The sequence below is a fragment of the Acinetobacter sp. PK01 genome (assembly GCF_022819285.1).
GTDB classification, from domain to species: domain Bacteria; phylum Pseudomonadota; class Gammaproteobacteria; order Pseudomonadales; family Moraxellaceae; genus Acinetobacter; species Acinetobacter tandoii.
In genome coordinates, this window is record NZ_CP094643.1 from 597,577 (window position 1) to 614,351 (window position 16,775).

Sequence of the window (16,775 nt, forward strand, 5' to 3'; positions counted from 1 at the left end):
GTCTTCATAAAACAAATCTTATAGGGATAGTGTTATGGTCAAAGTATTTGCAGTTATAGCTTGTGTGTTGTTTTTGCAAGGTTGTATCTACAAGATCGTTACTGTCCCTGTAAAGATTGCTTATAAAACCACAAAAGGCGTGGTGAAAGGAACCGCAGCAGTGGTTGGTGCTGTTATCCCAGATGGGGATGATGAGGACAGCGAAAAGAATGATAAAGATAAGAAAGATTAGTTAATTTCTCATGCGTAACGAAGTACTGCATGCTTATTTAATTCACCATAGAAAATACCGTGAACGTAGTCATATTGTGCATTTATTTACCCAAGAGCATGGGCGAGTTGATGGTATTTTAAGACAAACTCCAGCTCCACAATATCAACCGTTGCGTCTACAAGCATCAGGAAAGTCTGAACTCAAAAATTTCAGTAAATTGGAAATTATGCATCATCCCATTTTCTTTTTTGGCGATGCTTTTTTTTCAGGTTTTTATCTAAATGAAATTTTATTGCGCTTATGTCCGCTCGAAGTGGAAATGCCTGAAACTTTTCGGCAATATTCTGCAACCATTCAGCATCTACAAACACTCAATAATCACGCTAATCCAGCACTATTTTTAAGACAAATTCTACGCCAATTTGAACATGCATTATTGGAGGAATTGGGTTATCCACTTGATTTTACAATTGATGCAAATCAAGAGGTGATTCAAGCACATCAAAACTATGCTTTTCAGTTAAATGATGGCTTTATTCCAACTGTTCGGGCTTCATCTTCTACGCTATTGGGTGAGCAGATTCTAAGTATGCAGGATTATGAAAGTGGTAGGGAATTTAACCTAGAACAGTTACAATTATTGTCGAAGCTGTATAGGCAAATGATTACATCCTTGTTGGGGGATCGACCGTTGAAAAGTCGCCAGCTCTGGATTCAAAACACTCAATCTAAAACATGATTAGGAAAAAATGATGGCTGCTTTGCTTGGTGTAAATATTGACCATGTTGCAACTTTGCGACAAGCACGTGGAACAACGTATCCAGACCCAGTTAATGCTGCTTTAATTTGCGAGCAAGCAGGTGCTGAAGGAATTACACTGCATTTACGTGAAGACCGTCGTCACATTCAAGATGATGATGTGCGTCGTATGCGTCCAGCGTTAAAAACTCGTATGAATCTAGAGCTTGCCGTGACACCTGAAATGGTTGCCTTTGCTAAAGAGATTCAGCCACAGCATGTCTGTTTCGTTCCAGAGAAGCGTCAAGAAGTAACCACGGAAGGTGGATTGGATGTGATTGGTCATTTTGAAGAGGTTAAAGCAGCAACACAGGAGCTTACAGCGATAGGGTGTGATGTTTCACTGTTTATTGATGCTGATTTTGCTCAAATTGACGCTGCTGTAGCTTGTGGTGCACCAACCATTGAAATTCATACAGGGGCTTATGCGGATGCTGCAACGCCTGAAGCACAGCAACATGAGTTGGATCGTATTGTGAAAGCTTCGCGCTATGCCGCTGAAAAGGGTTTGGTGGTGAATGCTGGTCATGGCTTAAATCTAGAAAATGTTACCCCGATTGCGCAAATTCCTGAGATTCATGAATTGAATATTGGTCATTCTTTAATTGCGGATGCTGTATTTGTTGGGTTGGCGCAAGCTGTTCAAGAAATGAAAGCTGTGATTAAGGCTGCACGTTGATTATCCACTTTAAGATTCAAATATGTCGAATATAAATTATGATGAACTAATGAAGCCAGTCATTGGCTTCTTGGGTTGTACCACGCCACAGGCTTGGTTGGATGAAGCATTGAATCATCTTGAAATACTGATGCAAGACCATGCTAACTGTGAAAAAAAAGCAGCAGGTACTGCAATGAACCTGATGTTTCGTTACAGCTTCTTTACGGATCTTCAAGTGAAACTGGCGCAATTGGTGCGTGAAGAAATGCTGCATTATGAGCAAGTGCTTGAGTTTATGAAGAAGCGTGGTCAAGCGTGGTCAAACTTAAGTGCTGGGCGTTATGCGGGTGGATTGCGTAAGGAAGTTCGCACTTATGAACCAGAAGCCTTAATTGATATTTTGATTATTGGAGCTTTTGTAGAGGCACGTTCTTGTGAGCGTTTCTATGCACTGGCTCCGCTTGTGGATGATGAGTTGGGGCGTTATTACCGTTACTTGCTTAAATCTGAATCACGGCATTTTGAGGATTATTTAGCTTTGGCATTAGATGTTGCACGAACAGGAAAATTGAAGGATCCTGAAGAAGATATACAGCAACGCATTGAACATATTCGTGAAGTTGAAGCAAATCTGATTCTATCGCCTGATGAAACTTTCCGCTTCCATAGTGGTATTCCAGCCATAGTTGCAGCGTAACGTTAGATCATGGTGTTTCAACTGGATGAACCACCATGATTTTACTGAATCTTTTTTTTAATCAGGTTTGCGGAAAAAAAGTCCAATACCAATCAAAAAAATAAGACCAGTTTGCATGAAAAAGGCAGTATTAAATCCTGCATAAAATTGCTGTGCATAGCCTGCAATCATCAAGGCTCCAATCCCATAAAAAAGCATGTATAAGGGTCTAGAGAAAGCATAAAGCACACCAGATAAGCTAAGAAAAAAACATCCTATAGTCATGTAGTGCAGATCCCAAATGACACTATGGACGGCAAATAATATACAGACCAATAATCCAATAGAAAGATTCCGATAACTTTGAAACCCTCTGTCAATACGATAGAAATAAGCGACAAGTAAGGGAATGAAAAGTAATAACAATGGAAAATAAGTTAGCTTGTTACGTCCTAAAAAGAAGCTTGAAGGCTTGGAGGTAATTGGGTTTTCATTCAAACTTAATCTGAGCCAACCATTTTGATAACCTTTGGGTATTTGGGCATTCACTAAAAATTGTAATTGTTGCGCGTGTACAACAGGAAGTACATAGGCATCGCTATGTCCATAAAAGTACCAAGATTGATTGGTTTGGATAGCTTGATAGTCAGTGTTATTTGCTGTATTGAAGTTAAAAAATGGAGTAGGGGTAGATTGAGATGATAAGGATGTACAGGCTTGTATTAATGTCCCATTGGTACAGATAGGTAGGACATAAAATTCAGCATCTTTACGAGAGCTCTGTTGACCACCAAAATCCAAATAAAAATGGAGTTGGCTGCTTTGATTATTAAATGTAGTGGATGGGCTAAGCCAAGCACGATCTCCTAAACTTTTGGTTAATTCATTCAAGTTCAAATTAGTTTCAATTGCATTTGAGTCAAATTGACCTATAGGAATAATCCATTGTTGTGTGGTTGGAATGGGTTGATTGGTCAGAGCATCATATAGCAATGGCGGGGTGTTACTTAGTTGTTCGACTTTACCTTGTGGATGACAACTGACTAAGGCAAGACCGATCAGAATAAGAAAACTTATGACTGCAACGCTGAAAATTTTAAGTCTGCGCACGGCTAAATTGTGTGTCGAATTCATATACTGAACTTTTTTATAAGGAATATAAGATATTTTTTTTCATTATTCAGACATAAAAAAGCCCGCTTTAAGGCTGCGGGCTTTTTTGTATTTGGCTCTCCAACCTGGGCTCGAACCAGGGACCTGCGGATTAACAGTCCGTCGCTCTACCGACTGAGCTATTGGAGAATCTGAGTGCGATTATAAGCAGATTTTAAAGTAGGTCAAGCATTACTAGCATAAAAAGAGAGATTTTAAAGTTGTATGTTTTATATTTGAGCAAACAAAAAGAATTTATATAAAAAAAGCGCTTTTGACTTGTACTTTGAAAAAAGCGTTGTTAGATTAATTAAAGAAAGTTGTTGAGGTGTAAACCTTAACAGTGTGGATTTAAACCAACTTGCCAGCACTAAAATGGCTAAATCGGAGTAAGCGAATGAATACGCTCAGCATCCCTGAAATTTTTTCTCAATTCTTATATTATCAAGAAAACTATTTATTTTTGATTCAGCAGCCAGAATTGTATTACACGGCTGTGGAAGGAGCTTTTGTATCTATACAACCATTTGCTACGGTGCAATTATATTTAGGTGATTTATTGCAACTGTGGTTTTCAGAAAAGTGGTTGGTTGAATCTGAACGTGAAAGTTGGATTGCAACATATTTTTCTGAGCAGACCGAAGCGCAAGAACGTGTTTATATTTATGCTTTAGAAGGCAAACTCTGGTCTAAGCCATTACAAGCTCAAGCTTGGTCGAAATCACAGCATGCGTCATGTACTGTTCAGCTAGAACGAACTCTGAAATATTATTGCTATTACAAAGCTTTAACTGCACCACAGTCGAAATTAAAATCTGTGCAAAAAACCTTTCATCATGTTTAATTTAATATTATTGCACAACACCAAGGGGTGTTGTGCAATAGCATTTACGCGCGAATAATCATGCATGTGGCTGTCGCATGCGCATAGAGTTTTCCTTCTTCATCTATGATTTTTCCTTCAGAAATCCCCAAATTCTTACTCATGTTGATGACCGTTCCAATCGCAATGAGTTCTTTATTTTGAGGAATTGGACGGCACATTTTAATATTAAGATCGATGGTGCCATAGCCGACACCTGCCTCAAGCATAGTGTGAACTGCACAACCTGTTACTGAATCAAGTACTGTTGCTGCAAAGCCACCATGTACGCCACCTAAGGGGTTTAAATGGCGCTGATCTGCCTTGGCTTTAAAATGAATGCTACCAAGTGTGACTTCATAGGGTGCCATAGGGATCGTTTCACTGATACTCGGTGCAGGTACTTTTCCAGCACACATGGCTTCGAGCAACTGTAATCCAGTCATTTCTTTTATGTTCATTTGCAATCCTTTAATTTATCAAGTTCTAAAAAGGAACTATGTAATTAAGATAATAGTGAGCGCAAAATGAAGTCAAGTAAAGATGAGGACTGGTGGGTTAGGCATCTAGCTCGTAAATTTTATCAAGGCTGTCAGCACCAGTTAAAATATGCAGGGAAATACGTTCACCCGTTGCCCAAGTGGCTTGATCAGAGTTGAAGTCAACATCAACAATATCTAAATCACGGCAAAGGGTTAAAGCACTTTCGATAACGATAAACTGCGGTGAACGGGCTTTTAAGCATTTAGCAATGTAACGTTTAATATTTTGTTGTCGGTATACATCGATAATCTTATAGCGCATGATGAACTCATAGGCATTTGGCTGTGTGTGAGCGTATATTAGAAGATCGAGCCAAAGGTTGCTATGCTTAATGTGTTGCGAAATGTTTGATTCATAAAAATAAATAGGGTTTACATTTATTTATAAAGTGTAAGCAGTAGAATGAGTAAAATTATTTTTTAATACACATTGATGAAAATTAAAATAGTTCAAGAGGTGTCAAAAATGAAAAAAAGGCATGCGCAGTGTTTATGTGGGACAACACAATTTGAAGTAAATTTAGCAAATTATCAAGTTCATGTGTGTCATTGCTCGCTTTGTCGTCGGCAAGGTAGTGGCTTACTTATGACGATTGATGTAAAACCTGAGAGTTTGTTTTTTTAAAACAGGATCAATTGGGAGTTTTTAAATCATCGGAATGGGGGGAACGTGGTTTTTGCAAGCAATGTGGAACCACTTTGTTTTGGCGTATGCAAGATCATAGTTATTGTAATATTAATGTGTTTGCACTGGATGAATTGCCTAAAGAGCTGAGTTTAGACATGGAAATTTACATTGATAATAAACCCGATTTTTATTCATTGAATCAGCCAACTAAAAAGTTAACAGAGGCTGAAGTGGTGGCGATGTTTAACCCCTAAATATCTGTCGATAGTTATAAGATATAGAAATAAAAAAGAGCTCAACTGTTGTAGAGCTCTTTTTTTTACAAAATAATGGATGAGATTATTTTGCTGCTTTTTCAGCTTCAATCGATGCAATTGCAGCGTCTACGCCTTCAATTGAATCTGCTGCTTTCTTGATACGTGCAAGCGCATCTACAAGCACTTCGTCAGCAGTTGCGTAAGAAATACGCATGAAACCACCAAGACCGAATGCATCGCCAGGAACTACGGCTACACCAGTTTCTTCCAATAACCATTCAGAGAATTCTGTGCAAGATTTTAAACCTTTTGCACGAATTAACGGACGGATGTTGGCATAAGCATAGAATGCGCCATCAGCAGGTAAGCATGAAATACCGTTGATTTCGTTTAAGCCATTCACAACTAAGTCATGACGACGTTTGAATGCTTCAATCATTGGCTCAAGTACATCTTGAGGGCCATTCAATGCAGCTTCAGCAGCAACTTGCGAAATAGAAGTTGGGTTAGAAGTTGATTGAGATTGAATTTTTTTCATTGCGCCAATGATTTTTGCAGGACCCGCTGCATAACCAATACGCCAGCCAGTCATCGCATAAGCTTTAGACACACCGTTTAATACGATTGTGCGGTCATATAAGTCAGGGGCAACAGTGGCGATGTTGTAGAACTCGTCATCCCAACGGATTGGTTCGTACATGTCATCAGATGCAACAAATACTTGTGGGTGACGACGCAATACTTCAGCTAAAGCTTCAAGTTCAGCTTTGGTGTAGATCATGCCTGTTGGGTTAGATGGGCTGTTCAGTACCACTAAACGAGTTTTTTCAGTGATCGCTGCTTCTAATTGTTCTGGTGTAATTTTGAAACGCTGTTCTTCACCACATTTCACAATGACAGGTGTACCTTCAGCGATGATTACCATATCTGGATAGCTAACCCAGAAAGGCGCAGGAATAATCACTTCATCGCCTTTGTTTAACAAAGCTAAAGCTAAGTTAAAGAAAGATTGTTTACCACCGCAAGAAACCAAAATTTGGTTTGCTTGGTAGTCAAGGTTATTGTCGCGTTTAAGTTTTGCAATAATTGCTTTTTTAAGGCCTGGCGTACCATCTACAGCGGTATATTTAGTAAAACCGTTGTTAATTGCTGCAATAGCAGCATCTTTGATGTGTTGCGGGGTGTCGAAATCTGGTTCACCAGCTCCCAAACCAATGACATTTTTACCAGCAGCTTTAAGTTCAGCAGCTTTGTTAGTCACAGCTAGTGTAGGGGACGGTTTGATGGCATTTACACGATCAGATAGACGTACGTCCACGGCGTTATTCCTTCTTATGGAGGGTAAAAAATAAAAAGCATATTATCTTAGCCTAAAAAGAGTGACTGCGTCGTTTAAAAAAAGTACAAATTCATAAAAAAGCGTAAAATAAATCTTTTTTGCTTTGAAAGCAGGCAAAAATTATTAAGTGGTAGGAAGTCACTCGCAACTGAGCGTAAAAAACTTTAAACTACTGTCAGATTTTATTTGAGTCATGGTCATGAGTAAGCAACAGCCTACGAATAAGCCATTGGTGAAACTCCCATTCCCAATGCCAGCAACTGATGAGCAATCGTCAGACTCAGCTGCCCATAATCAGGTGCGTCCTAAACCTGAGCAATATGCAGATCGAACTTGGATGCCTCCACGTGGTACACGACGTTCGATGGGTAAACGTTAAAAAAAGAAGTGCACATGCACTTCTTTTTTTATGAACAAAATTAACGTGTGCGACGTTCATTGTGCTCATAATACTGTTCTTTATTTAGATACATCATTTGATCTGCGCGTTTAAGCATGTCTTCAATACGTTCATGTGCTTTGATAGTTGCATGTCCAATCGATAAGCTAATCGGCTGACTGGCATAAAATTGATTATCGACATGTAGCAGTTCTTGCAAACTCTGCAAGCAGTTGTGTAAGGCTGCTTCATCTGCACCTGGCAAAAGTACCACTAATTCATCACCACCTATTCGGGAAGCAGAATATAAAGTGTTTTGAATGAGCTGATTTAATATACCGCCCATGCGTCGAAGTAGTCCATCACCAACGTCATGTCCTAAACTGTCATTTACTTCTTTTAAGCCATTCATATCTAGAAAAATGCAGGAGACTGGACGTAAAGGACTACGTTCCAAGCGATTCATTTCTTCGGTGTAAAATGAGCGATTGTAAAGTTTGGTCAAGACATCATGTTTGCCCAAATATTCCAGATAATTTTCGGCTTTTTTTCTTGCTGTAATATCGGTCAGAGCAACTTGCACCATGCTCCAATCATCTTTGTAGTCTGGGAAAACGGTAAATTGTAGTAAGACATGTCGGATACTGCCATCAAGGGCATAATTTACGGCTTCCCGTTGATGATGAATGTTGCCATTCCATAATTCAATTAATTGCTCACGGAACGTTTGTACCATTTCTTTCGCAAAAATTTTATGGGTATTTTTGAATAGAGTATCTTTGTCAGCCGCGCCAAATAAATCAAGTGTTGCTTGGTTGACATCAATGATAATAATGTCCTGAATACATTGCAGAATAAAATCATGATGTACATCTAAGAAGGTTTGAAAATCCTGAATGCCCATGTGCTTGAGTTGATCTAGACGATATTTGATTCGGCTGAAATCTTCGACCCACAAAGAGGTTGGAGAATATTTAAACCTTGATTCAGCAAGTAGTCGGTTTTTTTCTTCTAATCGACAGGCTGTTTTATATGGTGTGATATCTTCAGTTGTGATTAATAGTAGTGATAAATCATGTTCATGCCCAGGAATAACTGTACCTCGTAACTGAATATCTAAGCGTTGTCCTGAAATGGTGTAATTGACTGTACTACTGATAAATTCAGTATGACCTTCCCATAAACTGATTAATTCTTGAATATGAGTTTTGGCCATGTCTTGTTTGAAGATGAGATCCAGATTTTGTTGTAAGTGAGCCAAGTCTTGAGCCTGAAAGAGCTCTAAAGTTTTGGTGTTGACTTGTAGAATTTTAATTTTACGTGCGCAGTCTAATACGCGAAATTCATCTTCGAGTAAAAAGTGTTGGAGGTCTTGGATACCTTGTGCTCGCCAGAGATCAAATTGTTTTTTGACCTCGCTAAAGTCTTCTAGCCACATGGCGATGGGGGATAATTCAAAAATTGAGGAATCTAATAATTCCATGGATTGCTCGTATTTATTATTTAAGTTGAACTTAGTATAGGGATAATTTTTTCATTTTTAAATCATGTGATTAATAAAAGCATTAAATCTAAATTGGTGATGATTTTGGCATTAAACTTGCCACAAAATGGGGTTGTCTGAACGTATTTTCAGTGCAACCCCATATTAATACAGTTGAATTAGTGAGCTGCTTTTCGGGCTTTATTCTCAGGTTTAGGTGCTGCTATTTCGCGTTGATGATTCCAGACATCGAGGAAATCTTGTTCATTGATGTTGTAAAGCTCAAGTAATGCAAGCACTATACCGCCAATCACCATGCGACTTTCTAAAGGTGAATCTACCTTGAAGCCTTGTGCATCTAATCGGTGCAAAATATCTTCAATTTCAAAAATACGATCTCGCCCATTACTGTCGGTTGGATACATTGGTGTATTTAAAATGATTTGTGCCAGACTTTTTTCATTTTCTGCCAATGGAAGCTGTTCAATCACTTGATCAAGTGGTTTGTTCGGGAAAATAACGTGATCTTGCAAAACAGCTTTTAAGAATGCTTGGCGTAATTTAGGTAAAGCTTGTTCTACAAAAGGACGGAATGAAACAGGGAAAATGACGTTATGAGAAATGCCTTTAAACATTGGTGCAATTTCTTCAACTTTATAACCTGCAACACCACAACCTACGGAAGTAATGAAATATTTGGTTTTAGGATGATGCTTGGTATAAATTTTAAAATCATCAATATAATGTTGAATTTGGGATAGTGGCATTTGTTGTAAATGTTCATTCATGGTGGGAATGGCATAGCTTTGACCAGCCCAGCCACGTCCTGAACCTTTCATGGCACCAAAATGTAATAAGGCAATTTTAGCAGCACCGCCCGCATGCGTACCCGCCAGATTACTGCCAAAAACAAACACGGTATCTTCAGGTAAACTTTTTACAATTGTTTCATCGTGGTAATGGTAGCGCATAAGTACTTTATCTAATCATCATTATTGATTCATGTTGCAACTGAATAGGGCATGGGTCAAGTAGCAGGCTATGCTTTTTTAAACAGATTATTTTTAGGCATCATTTGAAGTAGATGTGAAATATTCGAACATGCTTCATGTAAAAGTCTAACAATGCTTATTGCATGTTGCTCAACTGCCCCCATACTATGTTAAGTCATAAGTGTACCGAAGATGGAAACCATGCAAGAGCGTCAAAAACCTGTGCAAGATAACCAACAACCTTTTGATTTGGTGACTCAGTTTCAACCTGCTGGGGATCAGCCACAGGCAATTGAAAAACTGGTACATGGTGTTGAGCAAGGTTATCGCAATCAATTATTACTTGGTGTAACAGGGTCTGGTAAGACGTATACCATGGCGAACGTGATTGCTCGGACGCAACGTCCCACTATTATCATGGCGCATAATAAGACACTTGCAGCCCAGCTTTATGGCGAATTTAAAGCATTTTTCCCGAATAATGCGGTTGAGTATTTCGTCAGTTATTACGATTACTATCAACCTGAAGCTTATGTGCCGTCTTCAGATACTTTTATTGAGAAAGATGCTGCCATTAATGATCATATTGATCAGATGCGTTTGTCTGCAACGCGGGCTTTACTTGAGCGCCGCGATGCCATTATTGTCGCTTCGGTTTCTGCTATTTATGGTTTGGGTGATCCGAATGCCTATATGAGCATGTTGTTACATATTGTACAGGGCGATCGAATGAACCGAGATGACATCATTCGTCGTCTGGTTGAAATGCAATATAGCCGTAACGAATTGGAATTTTTACGTGCGACTTATCGTATCCGTGGTGAAATTATTGATATTTTCCCTGCCGAATCGGATCAACATGCGATTCGAATTGAACTGTTTGATGATGAAGTCGATTCCATCCGTTGGTTTGATCCATTAACAGGAAAAATGATTAGAAAAGTCCCACGTGTCACTATTTATCCGAAAAGCCATTATGTAACACCCAAAGATAATCTTGAGCGTGCGATTGGTACCATTCGAGAAGAACTCAAAGATCGTCTTGTATTTTTCCGTGAACACGACAAATTGCTAGAAGCGCAGCGAATTGAACAGCGTACCCGTTATGATTTGGAAATGATGCAGCAGTTGGGTTATACCAATGGCATCGAAAACTATTCGCGTCATTTATCTGGAAGACCATCTGGGGAAGCACCACCCACTTTATTTGATTATGTGCCTGATGATGCCTTGTTAATTATTGATGAATCACATGTGACTGTGCCACAAATTGGCGCTATGTATAAGGGTGACCGTTCGCGTAAAGAGAATCTGGTGAACTATGGCTTCCGTTTGCCAAGTGCGCTAGATAACCGTCCAATGAAATTTGAGGAATGGGAGCGCATTGTTCCGAGTACCATTTATGTGAGCGCAACCCCAGCAAAGTATGAATTGGAAAAATCGGAACAAGTGGTTGAACAAGTGGTGCGACCAACAGGATTAGTTGATCCTGAAATTGAAATCCGTCCAGTATTGACACAAGTCGATGATGTACTGTCTGAGATTAATATCCGTAAAGAACTCAATGAACGTGTTTTGGTGACAACATTAACCAAGCGAATGGCGGAAGATTTGACCTCATATTTAAAAGAATATGGTGTGAAAGTTGCATATTTACATTCAGATATTGATACGGTTGAGCGCGTTAAAATTATTCACGAATTGCGTTCAGGTATTCATGATGTGTTGGTCGGGATTAACTTGTTACGTGAAGGCTTAGACATGCCGGAAGTGTCTTTGGTGGCAATTTTGGATGCCGATAAAGAAGGTTTCTTGCGCTCAGAACGTTCTTTGATCCAAACCATTGGTCGTGCTGCACGTAATTTAAAAGGTAAAGCGATTTTGTATGCTGACCGTATCACCGACTCTATGCAAAAGGCGATTGATGAAACTGACCGTCGTCGTGCTAAACAAATTGAGTTTAATTTTGAACACGGGATTACACCACGAAGCGCTGTGCGTCAGGTTGTGAAAGAAATTGACACAGGTGAAGTGCTCAGTGATGATCAGATTGAAGCCAATATTGCAGATCAGGCACAAGCCTTATCGGCGGATGAACAGCATATTTTGGCGAATCCGAAATTATTCAGTAAACATATAACTAAACTAGAAAAAGAAATGTTGAAAGCATCGAAAGAGTTGCAGTTTGAGCAAGCAGCACGTTTACGTGATGAAATTGTGCGTTTGAAAGCACAGCTGTTGCAATAAAGTCACAAACTTTTTGCAGCAAAATCATTACATAACGCTACAGTGTGTAGGATCAAAGCCCGTTATTTTTTAAAGAAATTACATTCGGGCTTGGTCCAGATCAATCGTTTAAAGGATGTTGTTATGAGTGAAAATCATCTTCCTAAAGCAAGTTGGCGTATAACAAAAATAGTCATTGGTGGGGCGATTTTAGTGGGGTTGGGGGCTGCGACTTTGGCATATGCGCAAACCAAACCCATGCCTGTGGTTGAAAAAGTCGAATTAGACCGCTATTTGGGAGTGTGGTACGAGATTGCTCGGAAGCCTATGTACTTTCAAAATAAATGTGCGCGTGATGTATCTGCGACCTATACCTTAAATGAAAATGGCAATGTGAGTGTGGATAACCGTTGTTATTCCAAAGAGGGGATTTTGCAGCAAGCTTTAGGTGAAGCCTTTGTGCAAAATCCGCCATTTAATTCGAAGTTACAAGTCAGCTTTTTACCCGAAGCCGTGCGTTGGATCCCTGTTGCACGAGGCAATTATTGGATTTTGAAACTGGATGATGACTATCAAACAGTGTTAGTCGGCGAGCCGCGCCGTAAATATATGTGGGTACTGTCACGTACACCAGAAGTAAAACCAGAAGTTATGAATGAATATTTAGAATATGCTAAAAGCTTGGGCTATGATTTGAGTGATTTAATTCGAACAGCACACACTAAAGGTAAAGCAGAATAATTTTCAAACTTAAAATAAATTTTGAAGATAGATTATCCGAACACATTCAAAGTTGTGACTTGTGTGAAAGTTATTCTAATCATGACGTATTTTATTTAACTTATCGCTATACTAAGCCCAGCGAATAGTTTGGGTGAAAAGATGTATAAAGGCGTAGCACTGTCGGTATTGGCATCCGTCACATTTGGCGTGCTTTACGGCTATACAGAATTTTTAAAACCTTTAGATAGCGAGCAGACTTTTGCTTGGCGTATGTTGTCGACATTGCCTTTTTTAACCTTGTTTATGTGGTGGTCAGGCGAACTCAAGCTTATTGCTGAATTATTCAAAAAAGTACTCCAAAATCCAATTTATCTCCTTTGGCTGTTCATCAGTTCACTGTTATGTACCTCACAGTTATGGTTATTCCTCTGGGGACCAATCAATGGGCGAGGGTTAGCGGTATCGTTAGGATATTTTTTACTGCCTTTGGTTATGGTGCTGATTGGTTGTGTCTTGCATAAAGAGAAACTTTCCCGTTGGCAACTGTTGGCTGTAATTCTTGCGGCACTGGGTGTTATCCATGAGATTTGGCGTATAGGTAGTGTCGCGTGGGAAACATGGTATGTTGCCTTGGCTTATCCTTTATATTTTTATTTACGCCGACGCTTTAAATCCGATCACTTGGGTGGTTTTTGGTGGGATTTGTTTTTAATTCTTCCAGTCGCTTTTTATCTGTTATCTGATGCAGAAGCTTTAAGGGTCATATCGCACTACCCGCATCTAATCTGGGCCATTATCGGCTTGGGTTTTTTAAGTGCACTTGGCCTAGGAAGTTATATTCTAGCGAGCCGTTTTTTACCATTTATTTTATTTGGTCTGCTTAGTTATTTAGAACCCGTATTATTGGCGACAGCATCAATTGCTTTAGGTGAGCAAGTTGCGCCAGAAGAATGGCTGACTTACATCCCAATTTGGTGTGCAGTTTTGGTCTTGGTGCTTGAAGGGTGTTTACATTTTTATAAACAACAGCGTCAGAAGCAAAACCTCGTCCGTAATATTGATAAAGTCGAAACACGCTTAAATGATCAAGATTAGTTGTTCTATTAAAGGCATTTAGGCTAGCTAAGAGTCCACAAAATGAAGGGATTCTCATGTTCTCTTTTGGTGGTTGAAAAGAAAGTCAGTTTTATTAAAATTTGGTAGGAAAAGTACAATCATCATAAAAATTACAACTATTTTGTAAATTTATAATGAATATGTAGGAAAATAGCAGCGACTGAACCAGCTTTTGATTCAAACTTGGCGCTAAATCCTTTACAATCGTTGGGTTTTAAAATTTATGCTTAGATTAAATTAATTAGAGGACGTATCTGTGAGCAAAGAGACTATCATCGCCCTACACGCAGAACACCAAGGTCGCTGGAAAAACCGTGAAGAAATCGCGGAACAAATGATCGCTTTGATCGGTCAGCTTTACCGTGAAAAAAATATTGTGGTTTCAGTGTTTGGACGTTCTTTAGTTAACCGTTCAGTTATGCAAATTTTAAAAGCACACCGTTTCACTCGTATGATGGACGTTGAGCTTTCAGTTGTACACACGTTCCCAATTCTTCAAGCGTTGGCTAAAATTGAAAATATCGGTACTGCTGAAATTGATCTAGGCAAATTAGCTGTTGCATTTAAAGAGCAAGGTGGCGATGTTGATGCATTTGTTTCAGCAGCTGTTAAATCTGTAGAAGGTCGTGCGACTTCAGTAGAAGGTCGTGACGTTGTCCTTTACGGTTTTGGTCGTATCGGTCGTATCCTTGCACGTTTAATGATTGGTCAGTCTGGTCTTGGCCGTGGCTTAAACCTAAAAGCGATTGTAGTTCGTAAGTCATCTGACGGTGATTTAGAGAAACGCGCGTCTTTATTGCGTCGTGACTCAATTCATGGTCCATTCTCTGGCACTATTTCTGTAGATGAAGAAAACGAAGCAATTATTGCTAACGGTCAATTCATCAAAGTTATTTATGCGTCTAATCCAACTGAAGTTGATTATACTGCTTATGGTATTACCAATGCGTTAGTGATTGACAACACGGGTAAATGGCGTGATGCAGAAGGTCTTGCACAACACCTTAAATGCCCAGGTGCTGCACGCGTAATTTTAACTGCACCTGGTAAAGGTGAGATGAAAAACGTGGTGTTTGGTGTAAACCAAGCAGACATTCTGGATGAAGACCAAATCATCTCAGCTGCAAGCTGTACAACCAATGCAATCACACCAACATTGAAAGTATTGCATGACAAATACACAGTGTTAAATGGTCACGTTGAAACAGTTCACTCGTTCACAAATGACCAGAACCTTATCGACAACTACCACAAAGCGGATCGTCGTGGTCGTGCTGCAACATTGAACATGGTAATTACTGAAACTGGTGCAGCAAAAGCAGTTGCGAAAGCACTTCCAGCACTTCAAGGTAAATTGACAGGTAACTCTGTACGTGTTCCAACACCAAACGTTTCACTTGCGATTTTGAACTTAACTTTAGATAAAGAAGTGGATCGTGAAGAAGTAAACGAATACATCCGTCAAATCTCAATCAGTTCAAACCTTCAAGGTCAAATTGGTTACACCAACTCGACGGAAGTTGTATCTTCTGACTTCATTGGTTCACGTACTGCGGGTGTGTTTGATGCACAGGCAACGATTACTTCAGGCAACCGTTTAACTGCATACGTATGGTATGACAATGAAGTGGGTTATAGCTGCCAAGTATTACGTATTGCTGAACAAATGGGCGGCGTAAGCTATCCAAAAGTTCCTGCTGAAACAAATGCATAATTTGTTCGGTTAAGAAAAAAAGAGCTTCAGAAATGAAGCTCTTTTTTTTGTATCAAAACTCCCGACATTCTTTTTTGAATTGACCAAAATAATAAGATGCATTCATATTAGGTCAATGCCATAATTCCGACAAAATTAGTAGTATTAAGCCAAACGCGCTATGTTAGTGTCGCTTTTTCATCTCAAAATAAATGTGATCATTACTCGATTGGAATTAAAGACAGTAATGGTCGATAGAACGACTCAAATGAATTGAGTCTATTAAAAACGAACTTAAAGGATTAAGTCATTGCAAATAAAAAAAGTGCTTGCTGGTTTGGCATTTTTGAGTCTAGCAACCCTCAGCGGTGTCTTACTTGCAATTTGGATCTTTCAACATTTCAGTATTTATATTCCTCTGAATAATCAAGCTGTGAATATTGACTTGCAAGAGCCATTACAGGCCAAAGTTAAAATACATGATGCCTTAGATGTGGATGTCTCTGGGCGAATTCGCGCTGAAATTCCAATTCAAGAACAGCTTGAGATTCCACTGGCGCAGACACTTACTCCACGCGTGTATTTTGATAATCAAGTGCCAATTAAAACCATGATTCCTGTGCGAGAAGCTCTGAAAGTGCAGCAAAATTTACCCATCGATACGCGTGTAAATGTGATGATCATGGGGAAAAATATTAGTCTGCCGTTAAAAGGTTCAATCCCGATCAATCTTGATGTGCCGATTCAGATTGATGTGCCATTAGAACAAAATGTACATCTGAAATTTGATGCCCCAGTGCGAACGGTATTGAAAGAAAATCTGCATATTCCTTTAAATGCAACGTTGAAGACCGAAATACCAGTGCAAGGGCAATTAAATGTACCCATTAAGACAGCCCTAAATGCCACCGTAGATGTGAAAAATACCTTGCCCGTAAAAATTCAGAATGGACAACTCAAAGTCCCTTTAAATACTGTAAAACTTTCGTCTCCACAGTACGAACAACCACAGTTGGTTCGAGCTGAATAGGAG

Annotated in this window: 17 protein-coding genes, 1 tRNA gene and 1 pseudogene; 12 read left to right on the plus strand and 7 right to left on the minus strand. The window is 39.3% G+C overall.

The genetic code is table 11. The features are described 5' to 3' along the window. Positions 1-34 precede the first annotated feature (34 nt). Genes MP622_RS02810 through MP622_RS02825 form a run of 4 tightly spaced genes read left to right on the plus strand, consistent with a single transcriptional unit; the run spans position 35 to position 2,371 of the window. The gene (locus MP622_RS02810; protein WP_104441740.1) at positions 35-232 is read left to right on the plus strand and encodes an NF038104 family lipoprotein; all 198 of its coding nucleotides are present in this window, start codon (positions 35-37) and stop codon (positions 230-232) included. Positions 233-242: 10 nt separating this feature from the next. Beyond that, the gene (locus tag MP622_RS02815) at positions 243-953 is read left to right on the plus strand and encodes a DNA repair protein RecO C-terminal domain-containing protein (RefSeq protein WP_243792391.1); all 711 of its coding nucleotides are present in this window, start codon (positions 243-245) and stop codon (positions 951-953) included. Positions 954-966: 13 nt separating this feature from the next. Then, positions 967-1,692, plus strand: a complete 726-nt coding sequence (pdxJ, locus tag MP622_RS02820; protein WP_243792392.1) for a pyridoxine 5'-phosphate synthase — start codon at positions 967-969, stop codon at positions 1,690-1,692. Positions 1,693-1,714: 22 nt separating this feature from the next. Further along, positions 1,715-2,371 carry a tRNA-(ms[2]io[6]A)-hydroxylase gene (locus MP622_RS02825; protein ID WP_243792394.1) on the plus strand — a complete coding sequence of 219 codons (657 nt, stop codon included), beginning with the start codon at positions 1,715-1,717 and terminating at the stop codon, positions 2,369-2,371. A 57-nt stretch (positions 2,372-2,428) separates the two neighbouring features. Here MP622_RS02825 and MP622_RS02830 read toward each other — a convergent pair whose 3' ends face one another. Continuing rightward, positions 2,429-3,484 carry a hypothetical protein gene (locus tag MP622_RS02830; protein ID WP_243792396.1) on the minus strand — a complete coding sequence of 352 codons (1,056 nt, stop codon included), beginning with the start codon at positions 3,482-3,484 and terminating at the stop codon, positions 2,429-2,431. A 92-nt stretch (positions 3,485-3,576) separates the two neighbouring features. Beyond that, positions 3,577-3,652: transfer RNA gene (locus MP622_RS02835), tRNA-Asn, on the minus strand. 247 nt (positions 3,653-3,899) lie between these two features. Between MP622_RS02835 and MP622_RS02840 the strand changes: the two genes are divergently transcribed. Beyond that, positions 3,900-4,346 (plus strand): hypothetical protein, encoded by a 447-nt coding sequence (locus MP622_RS02840; protein WP_243792398.1) that lies wholly within the window; start codon positions 3,900-3,902, stop codon positions 4,344-4,346. Between the two features lie 44 nt (positions 4,347-4,390). Here the strand turns inward: MP622_RS02840 and MP622_RS02845 are convergent, their stop codons facing one another. After that, positions 4,391-4,825, minus strand: coding sequence for a PaaI family thioesterase (locus MP622_RS02845; RefSeq protein WP_044740236.1), 435 nt, complete (start codon positions 4,823-4,825; stop codon positions 4,391-4,393). Positions 4,826-4,922: 97 nt separating this feature from the next. Continuing rightward, complete coding sequence (locus MP622_RS02850) at positions 4,923-5,168, minus strand: hypothetical protein (protein WP_016166830.1); 246 nt, start codon at positions 5,166-5,168, stop codon at positions 4,923-4,925. A gap of 204 nt (positions 5,169-5,372) precedes the next feature. On the opposite strand from MP622_RS02850, the pseudogene MP622_RS02855 reads away from it, so the two are divergent. Next, positions 5,373-5,788 (plus strand): annotated as a pseudogene (locus MP622_RS02855) (GFA family protein). A gap of 85 nt (positions 5,789-5,873) precedes the next feature. Here the strand turns inward: MP622_RS02855 and MP622_RS02860 are convergent. Beyond that, complete coding sequence (locus MP622_RS02860) at positions 5,874-7,109, minus strand: pyridoxal phosphate-dependent aminotransferase (protein ID WP_016166828.1); 1,236 nt, start codon at positions 7,107-7,109, stop codon at positions 5,874-5,876. Positions 7,110-7,329: 220 nt separating this feature from the next. Between MP622_RS02860 and MP622_RS02865 the strand changes: the two genes are divergently transcribed. Further along, entirely contained in the window at positions 7,330-7,509 is a 180-nt protein-coding gene (locus MP622_RS02865) for a hypothetical protein (protein WP_016166827.1), read from the plus strand. Between the two features lie 40 nt (positions 7,510-7,549). Here the strand turns inward: MP622_RS02865 and MP622_RS02870 are convergent, their stop codons facing one another. Together MP622_RS02870 and MP622_RS02875 are read right to left on the minus strand one after the other, a co-directional pair. After that, positions 7,550-8,992 carry a sensor domain-containing diguanylate cyclase gene (locus tag MP622_RS02870; RefSeq protein ID WP_243792399.1) on the minus strand — a complete coding sequence of 481 codons (1,443 nt, stop codon included), beginning with the start codon at positions 8,990-8,992 and terminating at the stop codon, positions 7,550-7,552. Positions 8,993-9,171: 179 nt separating this feature from the next. Continuing rightward, complete coding sequence (locus MP622_RS02875; RefSeq protein WP_243792401.1) at positions 9,172-9,963, minus strand: hypothetical protein; 792 nt, start codon at positions 9,961-9,963, stop codon at positions 9,172-9,174. 222 nt (positions 9,964-10,185) lie between these two features. Between MP622_RS02875 and uvrB the strand changes: the two genes are divergently transcribed. The 5 genes from uvrB (at position 10,186) to MP622_RS02900 (ending at position 16,772) form a co-directional block, all read left to right on the plus strand. After that, positions 10,186-12,231 carry an excinuclease ABC subunit UvrB gene (uvrB, locus tag MP622_RS02880; RefSeq protein ID WP_243792403.1) on the plus strand — a complete coding sequence of 682 codons (2,046 nt, stop codon included), beginning with the start codon at positions 10,186-10,188 and terminating at the stop codon, positions 12,229-12,231. Positions 12,232-12,354: 123 nt separating this feature from the next. Further along, positions 12,355-12,951 (plus strand): lipocalin family protein, encoded by a 597-nt coding sequence (locus tag MP622_RS02885; RefSeq protein ID WP_243792404.1) that lies wholly within the window; start codon positions 12,355-12,357, stop codon positions 12,949-12,951. A 141-nt stretch (positions 12,952-13,092) separates the two neighbouring features. Beyond that, the gene (rarD, locus tag MP622_RS02890) at positions 13,093-14,028 is read left to right on the plus strand and encodes an EamA family transporter RarD (protein WP_243792406.1); all 936 of its coding nucleotides are present in this window, start codon (positions 13,093-13,095) and stop codon (positions 14,026-14,028) included. 277 nt (positions 14,029-14,305) lie between these two features. After that, entirely contained in the window at positions 14,306-15,763 is a 1,458-nt protein-coding gene (locus tag MP622_RS02895; protein WP_044740243.1) for a glyceraldehyde-3-phosphate dehydrogenase, read from the plus strand. Between the two features lie 289 nt (positions 15,764-16,052). Next, a complete protein-coding gene (locus tag MP622_RS02900) occupies positions 16,053-16,772 on the plus strand; it encodes a hypothetical protein (RefSeq protein WP_044740244.1) in 720 nt (239 codons plus the stop codon). The last annotated feature ends 3 nt before the right edge of the window (positions 16,773-16,775 follow it).

Excerpts from the sequence above, each read along its gene's own strand:
- MP622_RS02810 (WP_104441740.1), top strand. The coding sequence starts at position 35 with ATGGTCAAAGTATTTGCAGTTATAGCTTGTGTGTTGTTTTTGCAAGGT.
- MP622_RS02815 (WP_243792391.1), top strand. The coding sequence starts at position 243 with ATGCGTAACGAAGTACTGCATGCTTATTTAATTCACCATAGAAAATAC.
- pdxJ (WP_243792392.1), top strand. The coding sequence starts at position 967 with ATGGCTGCTTTGCTTGGTGTAAATATTGACCATGTTGCAACTTTGCGA.
- MP622_RS02825 (WP_243792394.1), top strand. The coding sequence starts at position 1,715 with ATGTCGAATATAAATTATGATGAACTAATGAAGCCAGTCATTGGCTTC.
- MP622_RS02830 (WP_243792396.1), bottom strand. The coding sequence starts at position 3,484 with ATGAATTCGACACACAATTTAGCCGTGCGCAGACTTAAAATTTTCAGC.
- MP622_RS02840 (WP_243792398.1), top strand. The coding sequence starts at position 3,900 with ATGAATACGCTCAGCATCCCTGAAATTTTTTCTCAATTCTTATATTAT.
- MP622_RS02845 (WP_044740236.1), bottom strand. The coding sequence starts at position 4,825 with ATGAACATAAAAGAAATGACTGGATTACAGTTGCTCGAAGCCATGTGT.
- MP622_RS02850 (WP_016166830.1), bottom strand. The coding sequence starts at position 5,168 with ATGCGCTATAAGATTATCGATGTATACCGACAACAAAATATTAAACGT.
- MP622_RS02865 (WP_016166827.1), top strand. The coding sequence starts at position 7,330 with ATGAGTAAGCAACAGCCTACGAATAAGCCATTGGTGAAACTCCCATTC.
- MP622_RS02870 (WP_243792399.1), bottom strand. The coding sequence starts at position 8,992 with ATGGAATTATTAGATTCCTCAATTTTTGAATTATCCCCCATCGCCATG.
- MP622_RS02875 (WP_243792401.1), bottom strand. The coding sequence starts at position 9,963 with ATGCGCTACCATTACCACGATGAAACAATTGTAAAAAGTTTACCTGAA.
- uvrB (WP_243792403.1), top strand. The coding sequence starts at position 10,186 with ATGCAAGAGCGTCAAAAACCTGTGCAAGATAACCAACAACCTTTTGAT.
- MP622_RS02885 (WP_243792404.1), top strand. The coding sequence starts at position 12,355 with ATGAGTGAAAATCATCTTCCTAAAGCAAGTTGGCGTATAACAAAAATA.
- rarD (WP_243792406.1), top strand. The coding sequence starts at position 13,093 with ATGTATAAAGGCGTAGCACTGTCGGTATTGGCATCCGTCACATTTGGC.